The organism is Sphingomonas sp. DC4900 (assembly GCF_049896485.1).
GTDB lineage: Bacteria > Pseudomonadota > Alphaproteobacteria > Sphingomonadales > Sphingomonadaceae > Sphingomonas > Sphingomonas aquatilis.
The window spans coordinates 332090-350439 of the sequence record NZ_JAFCUK010000002.1; the positions used below are offsets into that span (position 1 = coordinate 332090).

Sequence of the window (18350 nt, forward strand, 5' to 3'; positions counted from 1 at the left end):
TAACAGGTAAAGCACACGGGCGGGGCTCGGGTAGCAGCTCGAGCCCCAAACGTTTTGGGCCTCGACCGTAGCAGCGGTCGAGGCCCACACAAGGAGGACACCAATGACAATATCCGAGTCGCTACATACCCTTTCCGGGCCTAACTTTCAACTTACAGAACCTCGAACAGCCCCGCAGCGCCCATGCCGCCGCCCACGCACATGGTGACCACGACATATTTCGCACCGCGACGCTTTCCCTCGATCAGGGCGTGACCGGTCATGCGGGCGCCGGACATGCCGTAGGGATGTCCAATCGAGATGGCGCCGCCGTTCACATTGAGCAATTCGTCGGGAATGCCGAGCGTGTCGCGGCAGTAGAGGACCTGGACGGCGAACGCCTCGTTCAGTTCCCACAGGCCGATGTCCTTCATCGTCAGGCCGTTCTTTTCGAGCAGCTTGGGGATCGCGAAGACCGGGCCGATGCCCATTTCGTCAGGCTTGGTGCCCGCCACCGCCATGCCGACGTAGCGGCCGAGCGGGGTCAGCCCCTTCGCGGCCGCGACCTTTTCCTCCATCAACACCGATGCCGAGGCGCCGTCCGACAGCTGGCTGGCATTGCCCGCGGTGATGACGCCGTCCGGCCCGACGACGGGCTGCAGCGCCTGCAAGCCTTCCAACGTCGTATCGGCACGATTGCCCTCGTCCTTCGACAGCGTGACGTCCTTGGTGCTGACCTCCTTCGTCACCTTGTCGACGACGTTCATCGTCGCCGCCATCGGCACGATCTCGTCATCGAACTTGCCCGCCGCCTGCGCCGCGGCGGTGCGCTGCTGCGACTGGAGGCCGTAGGCGTCCTGGGCCTCGCGGCCGATGCCGTAGCGCTTGGCGACCGTTTCGGCGGTCTGCAGCATCGGCATGTAGATGTCGTTGTGCATCGCGAGCAGCTGCTTGTCGGGGGCGACGCGCATCTGCGGGGTCTGGACCATGCTGATGCTCTCGACGCCGCCGCCGATCGCGACATCCATGCCGTCGATCACGATCTGCTTGGCCGCCGTGGCGATCGCCATCAGGCCGCTGGCGCACTGGCGGTCGAGCGACATGCCCGACACGGTGATCGGCAGGCCGGCGCGCAACGCCGCCTGGCGCGCGATATTGCCCGCTTGATGCCCCTGCTGGAGCGCGGCGCCGAGCACCACGTCTTCCACTTCGCCGCCATCGATGCCGGCGCGCTTGACGGCATGTTCGATCGCATGGCCGGCCAACGCCTGCGGCGTCGTGTTGTTGAAGGCGCCGCGATAGGCGCGGCCGATCGGCGTGCGGGCGGTGGAGACGATGACGGCGGAGCGCATGGGCTGGCTTCCTTGATGGGGCGCGACACGGCGCGCGGGTTCGGTGACTATAGGATGGGCGTCAGACGAAAATCTGGCTGATCCATTCGGCGATCAGGGCAGGCTTGTCCTGCCCTTCGATCTCGACGACGAAATTGGTGGTCTGCTGGAACTGCCCCGGCCGCTTCTCGTCGAAGGCGAGCAGGGTGAAGCGGCCGCGCACGCGCGATCCCGATCGGACGGGGGTGAGGAAGCGGACCTTGTTGCCGCCGTAGTTGACGCCCATCCGCGCGCCTTCGATCTGCGGCGCGTCGGGCACCTTGCTGCTGAGCAGCGGCATCAGCGACAGCGTGAGAAAGCCATGCGCGATCGTGCCGCCGAAGGGCGTCTGCGCCGCCGCAACGGGATCGATATGGATGAACTGATGGTCGCCGGTCGCTTCGGCGAAGCGATCGATCATCGCCTGCGTCACCTCGACCCAGTCGGACACGGTTTCGGTGCCGACCCTGTCCTTCATCGCCTGCGCGGTGATCGTCGTCACGAAGAATCGCCCTCCCGATTGCGGCGCGCGGATGGCCTTCCGCGTCGCGCCATCCTGTAGGCGGAGCCGGGGGCGTTCCGCAAGCCCCTCTCCCGACCGAAAGCTTGAACCCCGGCATCCATACACGACGAACCGCGCCAGCCGCGGCGGACCCGATGTTCGAAAACGCCTAGGACGCGGGGGCGTAGGGCATGACCAGCTTGCCGTCCGGGCCGGCGGTGTAGGTCGTCTGCGTCGGATAGGCGATGCCGATCCCTTCCGCGGCAAAGCGGCGGATCAACGACACCATGATGCGGTCGCGCATGGGGTGCGCGGTCGCCCAATCGTCGCCGGGGATGTCGAATTGCAGCACGAAATCGAGGCTGGAGGCGCCGAAGGTTTCGAAGCTGGACCGCGCGACCTTGCCGCCCTCGCCCTCGACGATCTCACGCATGATCTGCGGCACGCGGGCGAGCGTATCGGGCGGGGTTTCGTAGGTGACGCCGATCGTGAAGGCGAGCCGGATATGGTCGCGGACGCTGATGTTCTGGATTTCCTTATCGAGCAGCTGCTTATTGCTGATCACGCGCAATTCGCCGGTAAAGGCGCGGATGCGCGTGCTCTTCAGGCCGATCGATTCGATGACGCCGTTGGTCGTGCCGTAGCTGATCTTGTCGCCGCGGCGGAACGGACGGTCGAAGATGATCGCAAGCGCGGCGAAGAGGTCGCCGAAAATGCCCTGTGCGGCGAGACCGATGGCGATACCGCCGACCCCCAGGCCGGCGATCAGCCCGGTGACGTTGACGCCGAGATTGTCGAGCACGACGACCAGCGCGATGGCGAACAGCGCGACGGTGACGAGCAGGCGGATGAGGCCCATCGCGCTGAGCAGTGCCTCGCCCGAATAATGCTCGCTGCTGGTGCGGTGCTCAATCGCGCCGAGGATCAGTTCGCGCGCCCAGATCGCCGCCTGGAATACCGAGGCGACGGTCCACAGGAAATTGATCGTCGTCGATACCTGGCTCGGCGCACCAGCATAGCCCGCGACCAATTTGGCGGCGAGCATGACGATGAAGAAGTTGTTGGTGCGCGCGATCGCCCGCCCGACGATCGCGCCCCAGCCGCGGCGGACGAGCGTTTCGGCGACGCCGCCGACGTCCCTGCGTCGGCACAGGCGTTCGCCCAGCCGGCGCAGGCCGTGCAGCGCGACGACGATTACCACGCCGACGGCGAGCGCGATGAGAATTTGCAGCCAGTGCGTGTGCAGCCAGACTTCGCTGGCGGTGTACAGGCCGGTCAATTGGTCCTGGACGCCGTTGCTGTCGAAGATCGGCGAAGCGGTAGCGGTCGTGGTTTTGGACATAAGAAGATCAGGCCGCGGCTTTCAGCGGCGCCGTGCTGGGCGTGCCGGCTTCGAGGAAGGCGATGAGCCCACGCTCTTCACGGCTGAGATGACGGGCGGAGCGCGGCAGGCGCAGCGCGCGGCGGAAGGCGCCCTGCCCCGTCTTCACCAAGGCGATGAGGGACGGGTGGACGTAGCTTTTGCGCGCGATGGCGGGCGTATTGCCGAGCCGGGCGACGACGGGTTCGAGCAGCGCCTTCAGGCTGAGGTCCGCCTCGGCGCGGGCCAGCGCCTCGAACGCGGCGACGCTGGCGCCCCAGGTGCGGAAATGCTTGGCGGTGAAATCGCCGCCGGTCGCGCGCTTGATATAATCGTTGACGTCGGACGAGGTGACGGGGTGCGCCTCCCCATCGTCGTCCACCCAGGCGAACAGATGCTGTTCGTCGAGGTCCTGCATCTTGCGCACCGTCGCCGCGAGCCGCTTGTCGGTGATCGCGACATCGCGTTCCTTGCCGGACTTGCCCTTGTAGCGCAGCTTCAGCGTGTTGCCGCGGACGGTGCCGTGGCGCTTGCGCAGCGTCGTGGCGCCATAGCTCTTGTTCGTTTCGGCATAGGCTTCGTTGCCGACGCGCAGGTGACCGATGTCGAGCAGGCGCACGACCGCGGCGATGGCGCGATCGCGCGGCAGGCCGCGTGCGGACAGATCCGCCTCGACGCGGGCGCGCAGCTTGGGCAGACAATGGCCGAAATCGGCGCATTTTTCGTATTTCGCCGCCTCCTGCGCCTCGCGGAAGCCGGTGTGATAGCGATATTGCTTGCGGCCCTTTTCGTCCCAGCCGACCGCCTGGATATGGCCGTTGGGTTTGGGGCAAAACCAGGCGTCGCGATAAGCGGGGGGCAGGCCGACCGCGTTCAGCCGGTCGATCTCGTCACGATCGGTGATCCGGTCGCCGTCGGGCGCATAATAGGCCCAGCCATTGCGAACCTTGCGGCGCGTGATGCCGGGCTTGGAATCATCGCAATAGACTATGCGTGCGGCCAATTGGGCACTCCCTTCCTAGTAGGAAATGCCCAGGCGACGCGCACGGTTCCGAGCGCTACCCCGTGGCGCGTGACCGCCCGAGCGCGTTGACCCAGCGTTGCGCGGGCCGTTCGACCCAGCGGTAGAGGAGGACGGACGCCGCGAGGACCAGCGCGAGATAGAGCGCGATGACCGGCCAGGGCACCGCAGCCGCATCGCGGACGGCGACAAGCTTGAACGCCTTCCACAACAGGAAATGCGACAGATAGGTCGCGTAGCTGATGTCGCCGAGCGCGTGAAGCCAGCGCCCCTCGAGCGGATGGTGCGGCGTGCCGGCGGTCAGCGCCAGCGCGAGCAGCAGCGCGGCGAATGTGACGGGCGCGGCGAGGGTTTCGGGCAAACCCAACGCCCAGGCCGCCGTGCCGATCGCGGCGATGCCGAGCGGCCAGGCGAGCGACGGGCGGCGCAGGAACAGCGCGGCGAGGATCGTGCCGGTCGCGAATTCGGCGAGACAGCGGATGAGGCCGAAGCGTGGAATGTCCCAGCCCAGTGTCGGCGCGCCCTGCATCGCGATGTGCAGGCCAGCGAGTATCGCCGCTGCGATGGCGACCAGCGCAAGCGTGGGCAGGCGTCGCCAGTCGATCGTCAGGACGAGCAGCGGGAACAGCAGATAGGCGGCGAGTTCGCAGCTGATCGACCAGGCCGGATCGTTCCAGCGCAGCGCATCGGTGACGCCCCAATTCTGCACCAGCAGCACATGCAGCGGCAGTTCGGCGAAGGGAAAGGCGGGGTCGCTGCGCCCGGTCGCCCGCAACGCGAGCGCCAGCGCGACGCCGAAGGCCAGCATGACGCCATGCAGCGGCCAGATGCGCGCGACGCGCTTTTGCAGGAAGCGGGCGATGCCGACGGCGCCCTGCCCGCTTAGCCGGTCGTGCCAGGTCAGCCAGATGACGAAACCGGACAGGAGGAAGAAGAAATCGACGGCGAGATAGCCCTTGGCGAACACCGCCTCGACGCCGTGCGGCAGGCCCGCGATGCTGGCGCGGATATGGTAGAGGACAACCAGCCACGCGGCGATGCCGCGCGCGGAGGTGAGGGCGCGCAATTCGCTCATGCTGGAATGGCGTCGCCCCGTGGCTTGCGCAGCGGTGCCTGCCCCTCTTCGCTGCGGCGGCGGGCGAGATAGGTGTCGAGGCCGATCTGCGCGCCCAATAGCATGTAGATGAACGGCTGGAAGGCGATGGCGATGAACGCCGCGCCGAGCAGATAGACGAGGTGCGCGGTCTGGAGCGCGGCGGCGAGTGGGCCCGCCCAGCCGAAGGGGCCGGCGGGATCGCGATAGCGGCGGCGCAGCACCTCCATGCGGACGAGGCCGATCAGGCTGATTGCCAGCCACAGGGCCAGGCCGGGATAGCCCTGTTCGCCAAGCATTTCGAAATAGGCGCTGTGATAGCCGCGCGCCTTGTCGGTCACCGCCTGATCGGCGACGGTCGCGGCGGCATCGCCCTGCGCGGCGGTGGTCTTCTTGATCTCGTAGCGGATGTGGTTGCCGCGGAACGCCTCGAATCCGCCGCCGAAGGGGTGCGCCTTGGCATAGTCGATCGTCCACTGCCACACGGCGATGCGGGTGGAGGCGGATTCGTCGGCGTCGTGGCTCTTGATGGTGCTCATCCGCTCGGTGAAGCTCGCGGGCAGGAACGGCACGGCGAGCAGCCCCGCCGCGCCGATCATGGCGAGATAGGTGAACTTGCGCTTCGTGTTGCGCAGCGAGAGCAGCGCGACGAGGATGGTGCAGAGCGTGCCGGTGCGCGTCGAGGTGCCGATCGGGATCAACAGGCAGGCGAAGATCAGGCACAGGCAGAAGCCCTTCACCTTCCAGTCAGGCGGGAAGATCGTGCCCCAGCGCATGAACCAGGCGATCAGCGGCACGATCGCGATCGCGACGGTGGAGATGGTCGACCCTTCGTACAGGCCCGAATTGTTGGTCACCATCAGGTCGAGCTGGCCATAGCCGCCGCCGCCCGCCGCCGTCTTGATGCCGCCGACGATGATGATCGTCGCCGCCGACAGGATCATGAACAATAGCAGCGATTCGATGCGCAGGCGCGTGCGCAACGTCAGCGGCAGGAAGGCGGCGAAGGCCAGGCACTTCCACACCCAGTCCCATTTGTCGCGCGCGTCGACGGGGAAGTCGGCACCCATCGTCGTGATCCCGCAATAGAGCAGCAGCAGGATGATGAGGCCCTGGCGCGGCGCGAAGCGGCTGTCGGACTTGTCGTCCATCAGCAGCCAGCCACCGACCGCCAGCACCACCGCGATCAGCGAAATCGGCACGGCGTTGAGCAGGATGTACGTCAGCCGCTGCGGCGAGACGATGTCGATATAGACGTACGCGCACACCAGCAGGAACGGACGGCGAAAGCCCATTCCGAACAGCGCGGCGAGGAAGGCGACGAAGACGAGATCACGCACCGGCGGGCGGCTCCGGCGGCGCGCTGCGGCGGGCGCGCCAGTGGCGCGGCGGCGGCGCTTCGGAATCGAGATCGGGCCGGCGCAGCAGCCGCCAGGCGGCAAGCAGCATCAGGCCGTGCGTCAGCGCCAGCGACAGATTGTCGATCATCGCGTGCGAGCGCTCCTTGTCCAGGCGGCAGGTGTAGGGGGTCCGGGTTGATGCGGCGTTAAGGGATTACTCGCTTCGTCATCCCGGCGGACGCCGGGATCCATGGTCGCGGTGCCGCTGATGGTGTGACCGCCTCGGACGCCGCGTGTCCATGGATTCCGGCGTTCGCCGGAATGACGAGTGGGACTAGATGCGGTAGAAAGCCACCGCCACCGCGGCGATCAGCAGCGCGACCATCAGCAGCACTGGCACGCGCTTCGCCCGGCGGGCCGCGGCGGCGGTTTCGTAGGCATGCATGTCGAACCAGAAGCGGCCCTGCCCCACGGCGCGGATCGATCCGTCGGCGATCATCGCGGCAAAGGCCTTCGCCTCGCGTACGTCGGCGGGGGTGAAGGGCATCGCGTCGTCGGCGATCACCGCATGCGCGGCGACGAAGCGCGGGGCGATCGTGCCGTGGACCAGATAGCGGTCGCGGACCGTGACGCGCGGGCCGGATGTCGCGATGCGGGTCAGCCGGTCGCTCACCGCCGCTTGCCGTTGTGGCGGATGTTGCCGGGCCGACCGCGGCGCGTGACGACGCGGTCCTTGCGGCCACCCTTGATGCCCTTGCCGAGATGCCGCGGTCCCGGTGCGGCGCCCTTGCCGCCGGGCAGTTCGAAGCGCAGCGCGCCCGACACCGGATTGGCCTCGGCGAGGCGCAGTTCTAGCCGTTGCCCCAGCGCATATTCCTCGCCGCTGTCCTCGCCGGTCAGCGTACGCGCCGCCTCGTCGAAACGGAAATATTCGCCCCCCAGGTCACGCACCGACATCAGGCCGTCGCCGCCGATCCCCTCGACGGTGGCGAAGAAGCCGTAATTCTGCACGCCGGTGATCCGCGCCGACACCGTCTCGCCGACGCGTTCGGCGAGGAAGGCGGCGACGTACCGGTCGATCGTGTCGCGCTCCGCCTCCATCGCGCGGCGTTCGAGCGCGCTGATCGTCGTGCCGATCTGCTCCATCGCCTCGGCATCCGCCTTGGTGAGCCCGCCCTCGCCCAGGCCATAGGCCGCAACCAATGCGCGGTGGACGACGAGGTCGGCATAGCGACGGATCGGCGAGGTGAAGTGCGCGTAACTGCCGAGGCTGAGGCCGAAATGCCCCTGGTTGGCGGGCGCGTAATAGGCCTGGGTCTGCGTGCGCAGCACTTGCTCCATCACCTGCGGACGGAAGTCAGCATCGCCGATCCGTTCGAGGATATGGTTGAACGTCGCCGGGCGGATGACCTGGCCGAGCGCGAAAGGCACGTCGAACGTTTCGAGATAGTCCTTCAGCGCCACCAGCTTTTCGCGGCTGGGCGGTTCGTGGACGCGGTACATCACCGGCGCCTTCTTCGCTTCCAGCGCCTTGGCGGCGGCGACGTTGGCGGCGATCATATAATCCTCGATCAGCCGGTGCGCATCGAGCCGCTCGCGCGGGGCGACCGACATGATCCGGCCCTGTTCGTCGAGGACGACGCGGCGTTCGGGCAGGTCGAGGTCGAGCGGCTCGCGCGCATCGCGCGCCTTCGCCAGCGCGCGCCAGCAGGCCCACAGCGGGCGCAGCACGTCGATCATCGCGCCGGCATCGGCGTCGATCGCCGCCTGCGCCTCTTCATAGGCGAGGTTCGCCGCGATGCGGACGCGGGCGCGGGCGAAGCGCCAGCTTTCTAGTTTGCCCGATTTGGAGATGTGGAGGTGGCAAACCAAGGCGGCGCGGTCCTCGCCCTCCTTCAGCGAACAGACCTCCGCCGACAGGATTTCGGGCAGCATCGGCACGACGCGATCGGGGAAATAGACCGAATTGCCGCGCCGCCGCGCCTCGCGGTCCAACTCCGATCCGGGGCGGACGTAGAAACTGACGTCGGCGATCGCGACGACCGCCTGCCAGCCGCCATCCTCATGTGGCGCGGCCCAGACGGCGTCGTCATGATCGCGCGCATCGACCGGGTCGATCGCAACGATCGGCAGGTGCGTGAGGTCTTCGCGGTCTTCACCGAGCGGCAGTTCCGACACGCGCTTCGCCTCGTCGAGCGCATCGCCCGAGAAGACGTCCGGGATGCCGAGCTTGTGGATCGCGATCAGCGAGAAGCTGCGCGGTGCGAACGGATCGCCGAGGCGCTGGACGACGCGGACGGTGATGCGCGGCGGTCGCCCGCCCATTTCCGCCATGACGAGGTCGCCGGCCGCCGCGCCGCCGGTGTCGGAGACGGGAAATTCGCGCCGCTCCTTCTTTTCGACGCCGGTCAGCCAGAAGCGCTCGCCCTCTTGCCGCAGCACGCCGAGGATCTGTTCGGAGGCACGGGCGAGCACCTTCATCGGATGCGCGATCCAGCCGTTGCCCGCCTCTTCGGTGCGGGCGAGGATGCGTTCGCCGATGCCGAGCGCGCCACGCTTGCGTTCGCGGACGCGCAGCCGCGGCACGGGGCCGTCCGCCTCCCAGCGATCGGGCACCGCCCAGACGTTGCCGCCATCGTCGACGTCGGCGATGCGCAGCACCGTTACCTTGGGCAGGCCGCCCATCTTGTGAAAGGCGCGGCCGGGGGCGCTGTCGATCAGGCCTTCGTCGGCCATGTCCTTCAGCATCGCCTTCAGCGCGATCTTTTCCTGCGCGGTCAGGCCGAACGCCTTGGCGATCTCGCGCTTGCCGGCGGGAACCTCCGATTGCGTGATGAAGTCGAGGATCTGCGCCTGCGTCGGCAGGCCGGGTCTGGGTTTCTTTGCCACTTAGTGGAGATAGGGCGCGCGGGCGGGTTCGTCACCGCATGTTTGTTCACGCGAAGACGCTAAGACGCGACGAGGTCGCGGATGAGCGAGGCCATCCTGCTTCTTCGCGGCTTCGCGTCTTTGCGTGAACCGACTAAAGGCCTACCCATGTCCGTCACCGTCGCCGCACTGTATCACTTCACCCGTTTCGCCGATCCTGCCGTGCTGCAGGGCCCGCTGCTCGCCTTGTGCGAGGCGCAGGGCGTGCGCGGCACGCTGTTGCTGGCGGAGGAAGGGATCAACGGGACGATCGCCGGACCGGCCACAGGGATCGACGCGGTGCTGGCGCATATTCGTGGCCTGCCGGGATGCGCGGCGCTGGAGGTGAAGTTTTCCGCGGCGGACACGATGCCCTTCCACCGTACCAAGGTGCGGCTGAAGCGCGAGATCGTGACGATGGGCGAGCCGCTGGTCGACCCGACCGATCCCGGCACCTATGTCGATCCCGCCGACTGGAATGCGCTGATCGTCGATCCGGGCACGGTGCTGATCGACACGCGCAACGATTACGAGGTGGCGGTCGGCACGTTCGATGGCGCGGTCGATCCAGAGACGCGGTCGTTCCGCGAATTTCCGGACTGGTTTCGGGCGCATCGCGACGAATTGCTCGCCGGCACGAAGCGGGTCGCGATGTTCTGCACCGGGGGCATCCGCTGCGAAAAGGCGACGGCGTTCCTGAAGGCCGAGGGCGTGCCCGACGTGTTCCACCTGAAGGGCGGCATCCTGAAATATTTGGAAGAGGTGCCCGCCGAGCAGAGCGCGTGGCGGGGCGAATGTTTCGTGTTCGACGAGCGAGTGGCGGTGGGGCACGGCCTGGCGCCGGGCAGCCACGGCTTGTGCCGGGCGTGCCGGATGCCGGTGTCGGAGGCGGATCGCGCGTCGCCGCTATACGAGGAAGGGGTGAGCTGCCCCCGCTGCCACGACACGCGCGATGCGGCGGATCGGGCGCGCTATGCGGAGCGGCATCGGCAGGCGCAGCTGGCCGAGGCGCGCGGCGAGGCGCATGTCGGGCGACGGTTTGGGGATTGAGCCGCGGGTTGTTCCGCCCTCACCCTTCCGGCGCTACGCGCCTCCCTCCCTCTCCCGATGGGAGAGGGAAGAGACGGCGAAGCCGTCGATAGGGTGAGGGTGGGTGCGGGACAGTCGCCTGTCGGATGAACCAACCCCCGGCATCGTCGTTATGCTGCCGTAACAGGAGGCTCGACGGATGCTGTTCACCACCACCACGCAATTCGCCGCGCTGGCGCTGTGCCTGATCGCAGGCTGGTTCTTCGGATTGGCGAGCAGCAGCGGCGGCAAGAAGTGGAAGGCGCGCTATGCCGCGGAGCGCGAGGCGCATGGCACCTATCGCAAGCAAGGCGACACCAGCCTGGCTGCCGCGAATGCCCGCGTCGCCGAACTGGAGCGCGAGAATGCGCGGTTGACCGAAGCGGCGCAGGCCCGGCCCGTTGCGGCGCCGGTCGCCACCACGGCGCCGACGATCGGCGAGCGCCTGACCGGCCGGCGTCAGACCGCCGCCCGTCCGGCCTATCCGGTAGGCCAGCGTCCGGGCTGGTTCGACTTCGGTCCGCGGTCGCGGGTGTAAGCGGACGATAAGGCGCTCAGCGGTCGGCGGACCGATCGCCGGGCACGCCGTTCCCTCAATAGGCCAGGCGCAAGCCGGGCCGCGGCCAACGCATCGTCACCAGCCGGCCGCTGCCCGACAGCGTGACATAGGCGTCGTGCAGGTCGTCCCCGCCCCAGCAGATGTTGGTCGTGAACACGTCGTCGGTCGCGACGAAATCAACAAGGTCGCCCGTCGGGGACACGACGCTGATCCCGCTTTCGCCGATCGTCGCGACGCAGATGTTCCCGCTGGCCTCAACACCCAGCGAATCGAAGAATTTATACCCCGCCGGCCGGTAGACCGGGATGCCGGGCCCGCCCGGGCCGCCGCCGGGTGCGACCTTGCCGGGGGCGGTCACGTCGAACGCCATCAGCCGGCACGTATAGGTCTCTGCGGCGTAGAGGCGGCTGCCGTCGGGTGACAGTCCGATGCCGTTCGGGTTTTCCGACGGGAACACCACCTCTTCCAGGAAGCTGCCGTCCGCCTTGGCGTAGAAGATGCCGGTGACGTCGCGCTCGCGGGGGCGCGTCTTGCCGTGGTCGGTGAACCAGAAGCCGCCATGCGCGTCGAACACGATGTCGTTGGGTCCACGCAGCGAACAGCCGAAATCGCCATCGGCGTACAGCACGTCGACCGTGCCGCGCAGCGGGTCGATCCGTTCGATCCGCCCGCCGCTATAATCGTCGGCCTGCCCGTGCGGCGCCAGAAAACCGCCCGCCTCGTGCCAGTTAAACCCGCCGTTGTTGCAGCAATACAGCTTGCCGTCGGGCCCCATCGCCAGGCCATTGGGTCCGCCGCCCGGCTCTGCGACCACGTCGATCCGGCCCTCCGAATCGATGCGGGTGATCCGCCCCGCCGCGATCTCGACCAGGATGACGCTGCCGTCGGGCATCGCCACCGGTCCTTCGGGAAAGCGCAGGCCCTGCGCTACCGTCCGCCACGTCATCCGCGCGCCTCTCCCACGTCGTCGATGCTGCCGCAGCATCGCCAGGGGCGGTGGCGCTGACAAGTCCCTTCCTCGACATCGTCGCCGCCGCGGGGCACAGTCGCGCGCATGGAGAGACAGACCCGGACCGGCGGCCGCATCCTCGTCGACCAATTGCTCGCGCAAGGGTGCGAACGCATCTTCACCGTGCCGGGCGAAAGCTTCCTCGCGGTGCTCGATGCGCTGCACGATACGCCGCAGATCGAAACCGTGGTGTGCCGGCAGGAAGGCGGCGCGGCCTTCATGGCGTGCGCCGACGGCACGCTGACGCACCGGCCGGGCATCGCCTTCGTGACGCGCGGGCCGGGCGCGACCAATGCCTCGATCGGGGTGCATGTCGCGCGGCAGGATTCGCAGCCGATGATCCTGTTTATCGGCGACGTCGACCGCGGCACCCGCGACCGCGAGGCGTTTCAGGAGGTCGATTTCGCCGCGATGTTCGGGCCCCTCGCCAAATGGGCGGCGCGGATCGACGATGCGGCCCGCATCCCCGAATATGTCGCGCGCGCCTATGCGGTGGCGATGAACGGGCGGCCGGGGCCGGTGGTGCTGGCGCTGCCCGAGGACATGCTGCTCGATGAGGTCGAGGCCACCGGCCGGCCGCGCGTCGAGCGCGCGGCGCAGGGGTGCGACGAGGGCGCGATGGCGCAGCTTGCCGATCTGCTCGCCACCGCCGAACGCCCCGTCGCGATCGTCGGCGGTGCGGGATGGGATGGGATCGCGGCGCAGGATTTCGCCGCCTGGGCGGATCGCACCGGCGTGCCCGTCGCCGCCGCCTTTCGCCGGCAGGATGCGGTTCCCAACGCCTGCCCCGCCTATGCCGGGAATCTGGGCTATGGCCCGAACCCGAAGCTCGTCGCGCGGATCAAGGCCGCCGATCTGTTGCTGGTCGTGGGCCCGCGACTGGGCGAGGCGACGACCGATGGCTATGCACTGATCACCCCGGAGCATCCGGGCCAGCGTCTCATCCACGTCCACCCGGACGCCGACGAGCTGGGCGTGACGTACCGCACCGACCTCGCGATCTGCGCCGGCATGGCGGAATTTGCGGAAGGCTTGAACGCGATCGACGGACCGCCGAACGCCGGTGGTGCCGCGGCACATGCCGATTGGCAGGCGTGGTCGACGCCCGCGGCGCGCGACGGCGTGGCGATGGACCTGGGGCCCTGCGTCGCGGCGATGCGTGAGGCGCTGCCCGCGGATACGATCATCTGCAACGGCGCGGGCAATTACAGCGGCTGGTGGCACCGCTATTGGCCCTATGCCGCGCCGGGCACGCAACTGGCGCCGACGGCAGGGGCGATGGGCTATGGCCTGCCCGCTGCCGTTGCCGCCGCGCTGCGCCATCCGGGGCGGCAGGTGGTGGCGCTCGCCGGCGACGGCTGTTTCCTGATGAACGGGCAGGAACTGGCGACCGCGGTGCAATATGACGCGCAGCTGCTGGTGCTGGTGATCGACAATGGCGGATATGGCACGATCCGCATGCACCAGGAGCGCGAATTTCCGGGCCGCGTATCGGGCACGGCGCTGGCCAATCCCGATTTCGCAGCGCTCGGCCGGGCCTATGGCTGCTGGGCGGAGACGGTGACGCGGACCGAGGATTTCGCGCCGGCCCTCGCGCGCGCGCAGGCGGAACGCGGGGTGCGCCTGTTGCATATCCGCACCGATATCGAGGTCATCACCGCCGGCACCACGCTGAGCGCGGTGGCGCGGCGGGGGTGACGCCGCGCCGCGTTACGCCAGTTCGATGATCGCATCGACCTCGACCGCCGCGCCCAGCGGCAGGACGGGGACGCCGACGGCACTGCGGGCGTGCTTGCCGGCGTCGCCGAACAGCGCGACCATCAGCTCGGAGGCGCCGTTCGCGACCTTGGGCTGATCGGTGAAGTCGCCGTGGCTGTTGACGAACACGCCCAGCTTCACGACGCGCTTGATGCGCGACAGGTCGCCGCCGAGGTGCTTCTTGACCTGCGCGACGATCATAAGGCCGCATAGGCGCGCGGCCTCCTGCCCCTGTTCCAGCGACACGCCGTCGCCCAGACGGCCGGTGACGAGCTGGCCGTCCTTGAAGGGCAGCTGGCCCGACAGGTGGAGCATGCCGCCCGCCTCGACCACTGGGACATAGGCCGCGACCGGCGCCGCCGCCTCAGGCAGGGAGAGGCCGAGTTCCTCGAGCTTGCGATCGACGTGCGTGGTCATGGCAGTATCCTTCGATGATGCGTTGCCCGCGCGTCTAGCCGATGGCGCGGCGGGCGGTAAACCGTCAGGCGGCGGGTTGCCCCGCGGCGAAGCGGGCGGCGATCCAGTCCGCCGCCTCGCGCCAGTCGTCGATGCGCGCATGCGCGTGCGGCGCGGGGGCGACACTGGGCGCAAGGCTGGGTTCGGAGATCATGTGCAGCCGGTGGACCTGCGGCGCGTGACGCGACACCGATTCGTGATGAACGGCCAGATCGTCGACGAACACCGTCACCGGATTGCCATGCTCCTCGACGAGGCGCGACACGGGATCGCCCTTGCCGCCCTGGTTGCATTCGACGCGGTGATGGATGCCGAAGGCGGCGAGCTGGTCGATCCGCGCGGTGCGGCAGCTGTCGAGCAGATTGGTGAGGACGACGATGTCCGCCACCTCGCTCAATTGCGCAAGCGCCTCGGCGGCGTGGGGGACCAAGGTCTGGCGGTGCATTTCGGAGGGGAAGAAGCCGCCGAGCATCGACCACATCTCCGCCTGCGTCGGCGTCTCGCCCGTCGAGCGGCGGCGCATCGAATTGGCGAAATCGGCGCCATCGGGCGTGAAGTCGATATCGTGCGTTTCGCGCACCCATGTGCCGAAATGCTTGACCATGTGCAGCAGCACTTCGTCGCAATCGGTGATCAGCAAGGGTCGGGGGGTCGGGGTCATCAGCGAGCCTCCAGCATCTGGTGTGCGGCGACCAGCGCCGACGGGGTGACGCCCAGCGCATCGGCGCAGGCGATGAGATCGGGTTCGTACGCCTCGAGATAGGCCAGCACCGCGGCGAGCACGGCGGGTTCGCCGGCACGGGCGCGCAGATCGTCGGGGTAGAGGCCGGTCGTCGCGATCAGGCGATCGGCACGCGCCTGTTCGCCGAGCGTCCAGGCCAGCGCCTGAAGCCCCAGCAATTCCGCATCGGGGGTGTTTGTATCGCGACCGCGCATTGCCTATCGTCCGCTGACTGGAAAGGATCGGTGACCCACGTGGCGAAACGGGTGCTCGTTGTCGAGGACAACGAACTCAATCTGAAGCTGTTCTGCGACCTGCTGCGGGCGCACGAGTTCGTCGCCGAACCGGTGCGCGACGGACGCGAGGCCGTGGCGCGCGCGCGCGAGGTGATGCCGGACCTGATCATCATGGATATCCAGATGCCGCATGTGACGGGATATGAGCTGATTCTGGAGCTGATGGCGGACGAGCAGCTGCGCGATATCCCGGTGATGGCGGTCACCGCCTATGCGGGACGCGACGACGAGGAGCGGATCCGGGCGGCAGGCGCCCGATCCTATGTCTCGAAACCGATCAGTCTCGCGCGATTCATGGATGCGGTGAACGCGCTGGTCTGACCGGAGCGGCGCGACACAAAAAAAGCACCCTGCCGCGGCGATCGGGCCGCGACAGGGTGCCGCGCGCTCTCAGCGCCCTTACCCCCCGAAAAGGGCGCGGGAGCTGCGAGCTATGGGTAAAAACGACGATTCCTCAACGCGGTTCCCAGCGTCATCCCGCCAGCATCATCCACACGGCCATCGCGACCATCATCAGGTTTTCGGTCAGCGACACGAAGCCCAGCGGTACGTTGCTGTCACCGCCGACGCAGGCGCATGTGAGTTCGCGCCGATCGACATACACCGCCTTGTAAACCGACACCGCGCCCACACCGCCGATGACGAGCGCGACGGGCACCGACAGCCATGTCGCGACGCCGGCGATCATCAACACGCCCGCCAGCCCCTCCAGATACGGGTAGAGCATGGCATAGGGCACCCAACGTTGCGCGAGCAGGTCATAGCCCAGGAACATCGTCGCGAATCGATCGACGTTCTGGAGCTTGAGGATCGCCAGCACGACCATGCTGAAGGCGATGAACCATTCGCCCGCGCGGACCGTGACCGGCGATCCGAAGGCGGCAAGACTGGCAGCCATCGCCATCAACGCGGTCATCGCGAATACGGCCAGAACCGGACGATAGCTGACCGCCTTGGGGTCCGGCACCGACAGTCCGAAATAGCGGCGCAGGTCGTCGTAGCCGCCGATCCGCACGCCATCGATGAACGTCTGCGGCGTGGTCTTCACGTCATGTTCGGCCTTGAACGCATCGGTTTCGGCACGAGTCGTCAGGTGACGATCGTCGACCGCATAGCCCTTGCGGCGCAGCAGATCGCGCGCCTTCAGACCATAGGGACAGATGTGGGTCGGCATGACCATGCGGTAGAGGACGGCGCGCTTCGACATGACCGACATGTGGGGACACGACCGTCAGGCCGCCAGCACCCCGCATAAACCAAGGGCGGCCCCCTCGATTCGAGAAGACCGCCCTTAGCCCGTAGTGACGCGATACAGGGCGGCCGGATCGTCCGGCCACCACGGTCCGCTATGCCGACCGAACATGAACGCAATGTGGCCGAACCTAGCCCCCACCATGGCTTCGTCACAAAAACGCATAGGTTGCCCGCACGTGGTTTTCCCCGCACGCACGCACGCGAAGAGCCGCCGATGCGCGGGGCACCGGCGGCTCTTCGCGATTCGATCCGGCAAGCAGCGCGGGGCGGCGGCGCCCCGGCAGCGGCTTACTTGATCTTGGCTTCCTTGAACTCGACGTGCTTGCGCACGACGGGGTCGTACTTGCTGAAGCTCAGCTTCTCGGTCTTGGTGCGCGGGTTCTTCTTCGTGACGTAGAAGAAGCCGGTGTCGGCAGTGCTGACGAGCTTGATCTTGACGGTAGTCGGCTTGGCCATGAGCCCTAATCCTGAAAACAAGGAGAGCGGCAGCACCAACGCCGCCGCTCGATCAGTCGCGGCGCATGGGCCAGACGGCGACGAAAGTCAACCGCGGATGCCCCCATCCCCATCGTTAACCACCACGTTACCGGTGCGGGCGCATGAATGCCATATGACATGACGGGAGCGGGACATGGGGCATCAGGGGCATATCAACGACATGGCGCTGGACGCGGTGCGCGCCGATCTGGCGGCGCGAATCGCCGCGATCGACGTGAAGGCGCCCTATACCTGCGCACGCGACCTGAAGCCCGATATCAACCAGATTCGCCTGATCGCACATCGCCACGGCCTGAACCCCGCGGTGACGGTCGCGCATTTCGTCGACTCGGCACTGTCACGCGGCGAACATGGCGCCCTGGTGCATGGCTGGCTGTCGATGCTGGGTGACGCGGTCGCCTGCGACCGGCAGGATGTGCGGGCGTGCGACACGTTTGCGGCCGCCTGTTCGGTGCGCCTCGCAAGCTGAACACCGACGACGGGACGGGACGGGATGGATGCAATAATGGCGGCGCTGGTCGCCGCCGCGCTGGCACAGGTGGGCGACCGCCCCGCCTGGCTCGCCGCGATCCTGGCCGATCGCTACCGCGCGCCCGGCCTCGTCATCGCGATGGCGGCCATCGCGCTTGCCGTGGCCGCGGGATTGGCGGGCGCGGCGGGGGGCCTGATCGCCCCGCAGCTGACGCCCGAGGCGAAGCAGCTGTTCCTGGGGTTGGCGCTCGTGCTGCAGGGCGGTGGCGCGCTGTTTCCGGCCAAGGCCCCCGACCGGCTCGAACGCTGGCGGCTCGGCGCTACGGCGACCAGCCTGCTCGGACTGTTCATCCTCGCCTTCGGCGACGGCGTGCAGTTCATCGTCCTGACCCTGAGCGCTCGGGCCGAACTGGTGTGGCTCGCGCCGCTGGGTGCGACGCTGGGATCGCTTGCCGTGATCGCGCCCGCGGCGCTGCTTGGCGAAGCGGGATGGCGCGCACTGCCGCTTCGGTCGCTGCGGATCGGGATCGGCATCCTGTTCCTGATCGCGGGGCTCTGGCTGGGTGTGGGGGCGCTGCGTCTGATCTAGTCGGACGATCAGCCTGACCATGATTCCTGATGCAAAATCCCGGTCCGACCGGGAGCGTTTGCGCTATCGGATCGTTTCCGCAACGAACCCATTTCTGTC

Annotated in this window: 21 protein-coding genes; 6 read left to right on the plus strand and 15 right to left on the minus strand. The window is 67.8% G+C overall.

Going from position 1 to position 18350, the window contains the following annotated elements; genetic code table 11:
- Positions 1–152: 152 nt before the first annotated feature.
- From ACP690_RS04080 to rnr, 9 genes are all read right to left on the minus strand, one after another.
- Entirely contained in the window at positions 153–1331 is a 1179-nt protein-coding gene (locus ACP690_RS04080) for an acetyl-CoA C-acyltransferase (RefSeq protein WP_426260234.1), read from the minus strand.
- 61 nt (positions 1332–1392) lie between these two features.
- A complete protein-coding gene (locus ACP690_RS04085) occupies positions 1393–1827 on the minus strand; it encodes a MaoC family dehydratase (protein WP_172436207.1) in 435 nt (144 codons plus the stop codon).
- A gap of 193 nt (positions 1828–2020) precedes the next feature.
- The gene (locus ACP690_RS04090) at positions 2021–3193 is read right to left on the minus strand and encodes a mechanosensitive ion channel family protein (protein ID WP_294283139.1); all 1173 of its coding nucleotides are present in this window, start codon (positions 3191–3193) and stop codon (positions 2021–2023) included.
- A 7-nt stretch (positions 3194–3200) separates the two neighbouring features.
- A complete protein-coding gene (locus ACP690_RS04095; RefSeq protein ID WP_426256261.1) occupies positions 3201–4214 on the minus strand; it encodes a DNA topoisomerase IB in 1014 nt (337 codons plus the stop codon).
- Between the two features lie 55 nt (positions 4215–4269).
- Positions 4270–5307: an acyltransferase family protein gene (locus ACP690_RS04100; protein WP_426260235.1), complete on the minus strand. Its 1038-nt coding sequence runs from the start codon at positions 5305–5307 to the stop codon at positions 4270–4272.
- The gene (locus ACP690_RS04105) at positions 5304–6665 is read right to left on the minus strand and encodes a DUF5935 domain-containing protein (protein ID WP_426260236.1); all 1362 of its coding nucleotides are present in this window, start codon (positions 6663–6665) and stop codon (positions 5304–5306) included. Before ACP690_RS04105 ends, ACP690_RS04100 begins: the two co-directional genes overlap by 4 nt.
- Positions 6658–6813, minus strand: coding sequence for a hypothetical protein (locus ACP690_RS04110; protein WP_192929956.1), 156 nt, complete (start codon positions 6811–6813; stop codon positions 6658–6660). The genes ACP690_RS04105 and ACP690_RS04110 overlap by 8 nt, the downstream gene beginning before the upstream one ends.
- A 186-nt stretch (positions 6814–6999) precedes the next feature.
- Positions 7000–7338 (minus strand): hypothetical protein, encoded by a 339-nt coding sequence (locus ACP690_RS04115; RefSeq protein WP_426260237.1) that lies wholly within the window; start codon positions 7336–7338, stop codon positions 7000–7002.
- Complete coding sequence (gene rnr, locus ACP690_RS04120) at positions 7335–9554, minus strand: ribonuclease R (protein ID WP_426260238.1); 2220 nt, start codon at positions 9552–9554, stop codon at positions 7335–7337. Before rnr ends, ACP690_RS04115 begins: the two co-directional genes overlap by 4 nt.
- A gap of 147 nt (positions 9555–9701) precedes the next feature.
- Between rnr and ACP690_RS04125 the strand changes: the two genes are divergently transcribed.
- Positions 9702–10622 (plus strand): rhodanese-related sulfurtransferase, encoded by a 921-nt coding sequence (locus ACP690_RS04125; RefSeq protein ID WP_426260239.1) that lies wholly within the window; start codon positions 9702–9704, stop codon positions 10620–10622.
- A gap of 178 nt (positions 10623–10800) precedes the next feature.
- Positions 10801–11178 carry a hypothetical protein gene (locus tag ACP690_RS04130; RefSeq protein WP_043060513.1) on the plus strand — a complete coding sequence of 126 codons (378 nt, stop codon included), beginning with the start codon at positions 10801–10803 and terminating at the stop codon, positions 11176–11178.
- A 55-nt stretch (positions 11179–11233) separates the two neighbouring features.
- Here ACP690_RS04130 and ACP690_RS04135 read toward each other — a convergent pair whose 3' ends face one another.
- Entirely contained in the window at positions 11234–12145 is a 912-nt protein-coding gene (locus ACP690_RS04135) for an SMP-30/gluconolactonase/LRE family protein (RefSeq protein WP_426260240.1), read from the minus strand.
- A gap of 108 nt (positions 12146–12253) precedes the next feature.
- On the opposite strand from ACP690_RS04135, the gene ACP690_RS04140 reads away from it, so the two are divergent.
- Positions 12254–13906, plus strand: a complete 1653-nt coding sequence (locus ACP690_RS04140; protein WP_426260241.1) for a thiamine pyrophosphate-binding protein — start codon at positions 12254–12256, stop codon at positions 13904–13906.
- 12 nt (positions 13907–13918) lie between these two features.
- Here the strand turns inward: ACP690_RS04140 and ACP690_RS04145 are convergent, their stop codons facing one another.
- From ACP690_RS04145 to ACP690_RS04155, 3 genes are all read right to left on the minus strand, one after another.
- Positions 13919–14383 (minus strand): RidA family protein, encoded by a 465-nt coding sequence (locus tag ACP690_RS04145; RefSeq protein WP_241890759.1) that lies wholly within the window; start codon positions 14381–14383, stop codon positions 13919–13921.
- A gap of 64 nt (positions 14384–14447) precedes the next feature.
- Entirely contained in the window at positions 14448–15083 is a 636-nt protein-coding gene (locus ACP690_RS04150; protein ID WP_426260242.1) for an HAD family hydrolase, read from the minus strand.
- Positions 15083–15358: a DUF3572 domain-containing protein gene (locus ACP690_RS04155; RefSeq protein ID WP_017977472.1), complete on the minus strand. Its 276-nt coding sequence runs from the start codon at positions 15356–15358 to the stop codon at positions 15083–15085. The genes ACP690_RS04150 and ACP690_RS04155 overlap by 1 nt, the downstream gene beginning before the upstream one ends.
- Positions 15359–15397: 39 nt before the next feature.
- Between ACP690_RS04155 and ACP690_RS04160 the strand changes: the two genes are divergently transcribed.
- Complete coding sequence (locus ACP690_RS04160) at positions 15398–15760, plus strand: response regulator (RefSeq protein ID WP_018250532.1); 363 nt, start codon at positions 15398–15400, stop codon at positions 15758–15760.
- A 151-nt stretch (positions 15761–15911) separates the two neighbouring features.
- Here the strand turns inward: ACP690_RS04160 and ACP690_RS04165 are convergent, their stop codons facing one another.
- Both ACP690_RS04165 and rpmG read right to left on the minus strand, forming a co-directional pair.
- Positions 15912–16655, minus strand: a complete 744-nt coding sequence (locus tag ACP690_RS04165) for a MauE/DoxX family redox-associated membrane protein (protein WP_426260243.1) — start codon at positions 16653–16655, stop codon at positions 15912–15914.
- Between the two features lie 326 nt (positions 16656–16981).
- Complete coding sequence (gene rpmG, locus ACP690_RS04170) at positions 16982–17149, minus strand: 50S ribosomal protein L33 (RefSeq protein ID WP_017977469.1); 168 nt, start codon at positions 17147–17149, stop codon at positions 16982–16984.
- Positions 17150–17324: 175 nt separating this feature from the next.
- On the opposite strand from rpmG, the gene ACP690_RS04175 reads away from it, so the two are divergent.
- A complete protein-coding gene (locus ACP690_RS04175; protein WP_043060516.1) occupies positions 17325–17660 on the plus strand; it encodes a hypothetical protein in 336 nt (111 codons plus the stop codon).
- A gap of 24 nt (positions 17661–17684) precedes the next feature.
- Positions 17685–18251, plus strand: a complete 567-nt coding sequence (locus ACP690_RS04180) for a TMEM165/GDT1 family protein (protein WP_426260244.1) — start codon at positions 17685–17687, stop codon at positions 18249–18251.
- Positions 18252–18350 lie beyond the last annotated feature (99 nt).

Coding starts and splice junctions, on each gene's coding strand:
- ACP690_RS04090 (WP_294283139.1), bottom strand. CDS start 3,193: ATGTCCAAAACCACGACCGCTACCGCTTCGCCGATCTTCGACAGCAAC.
- ACP690_RS04080 (WP_426260234.1), bottom strand. CDS start 1,331: ATGCGCTCCGCCGTCATCGTCTCCACCGCCCGCACGCCGATCGGCCGC.
- ACP690_RS04145 (WP_241890759.1), bottom strand. CDS start 14,383: ATGACCACGCACGTCGATCGCAAGCTCGAGGAACTCGGCCTCTCCCTG.
- ACP690_RS04165 (WP_426260243.1), bottom strand. CDS start 16,655: ATGTCGGTCATGTCGAAGCGCGCCGTCCTCTACCGCATGGTCATGCCG.
- ACP690_RS04140 (WP_426260241.1), top strand. CDS start 12,254: ATGGAGAGACAGACCCGGACCGGCGGCCGCATCCTCGTCGACCAATTG.
- ACP690_RS04180 (WP_426260244.1), top strand. CDS start 17,685: ATGGATGCAATAATGGCGGCGCTGGTCGCCGCCGCGCTGGCACAGGTG.
- rpmG (WP_017977469.1), bottom strand. CDS start 17,149: ATGGCCAAGCCGACTACCGTCAAGATCAAGCTCGTCAGCACTGCCGAC.
- ACP690_RS04085 (WP_172436207.1), bottom strand. CDS start 1,827: ATGAAGGACAGGGTCGGCACCGAAACCGTGTCCGACTGGGTCGAGGTG.
- ACP690_RS04155 (WP_017977472.1), bottom strand. CDS start 15,358: ATGCGCGGTCGCGATACAAACACCCCCGATGCGGAATTGCTGGGGCTT.
- ACP690_RS04175 (WP_043060516.1), top strand. CDS start 17,325: ATGGGGCATCAGGGGCATATCAACGACATGGCGCTGGACGCGGTGCGC.
- ACP690_RS04130 (WP_043060513.1), top strand. CDS start 10,801: ATGCTGTTCACCACCACCACGCAATTCGCCGCGCTGGCGCTGTGCCTG.
- ACP690_RS04135 (WP_426260240.1), bottom strand. CDS start 12,145: ATGACGTGGCGGACGGTAGCGCAGGGCCTGCGCTTTCCCGAAGGACCG.
- ACP690_RS04150 (WP_426260242.1), bottom strand. CDS start 15,083: ATGACCCCGACCCCCCGACCCTTGCTGATCACCGATTGCGACGAAGTG.
- ACP690_RS04125 (WP_426260239.1), top strand. CDS start 9,702: ATGTCCGTCACCGTCGCCGCACTGTATCACTTCACCCGTTTCGCCGAT.
- ACP690_RS04110 (WP_192929956.1), bottom strand. CDS start 6,813: ATGATCGACAATCTGTCGCTGGCGCTGACGCACGGCCTGATGCTGCTT.
- ACP690_RS04100 (WP_426260235.1), bottom strand. CDS start 5,307: ATGAGCGAATTGCGCGCCCTCACCTCCGCGCGCGGCATCGCCGCGTGG.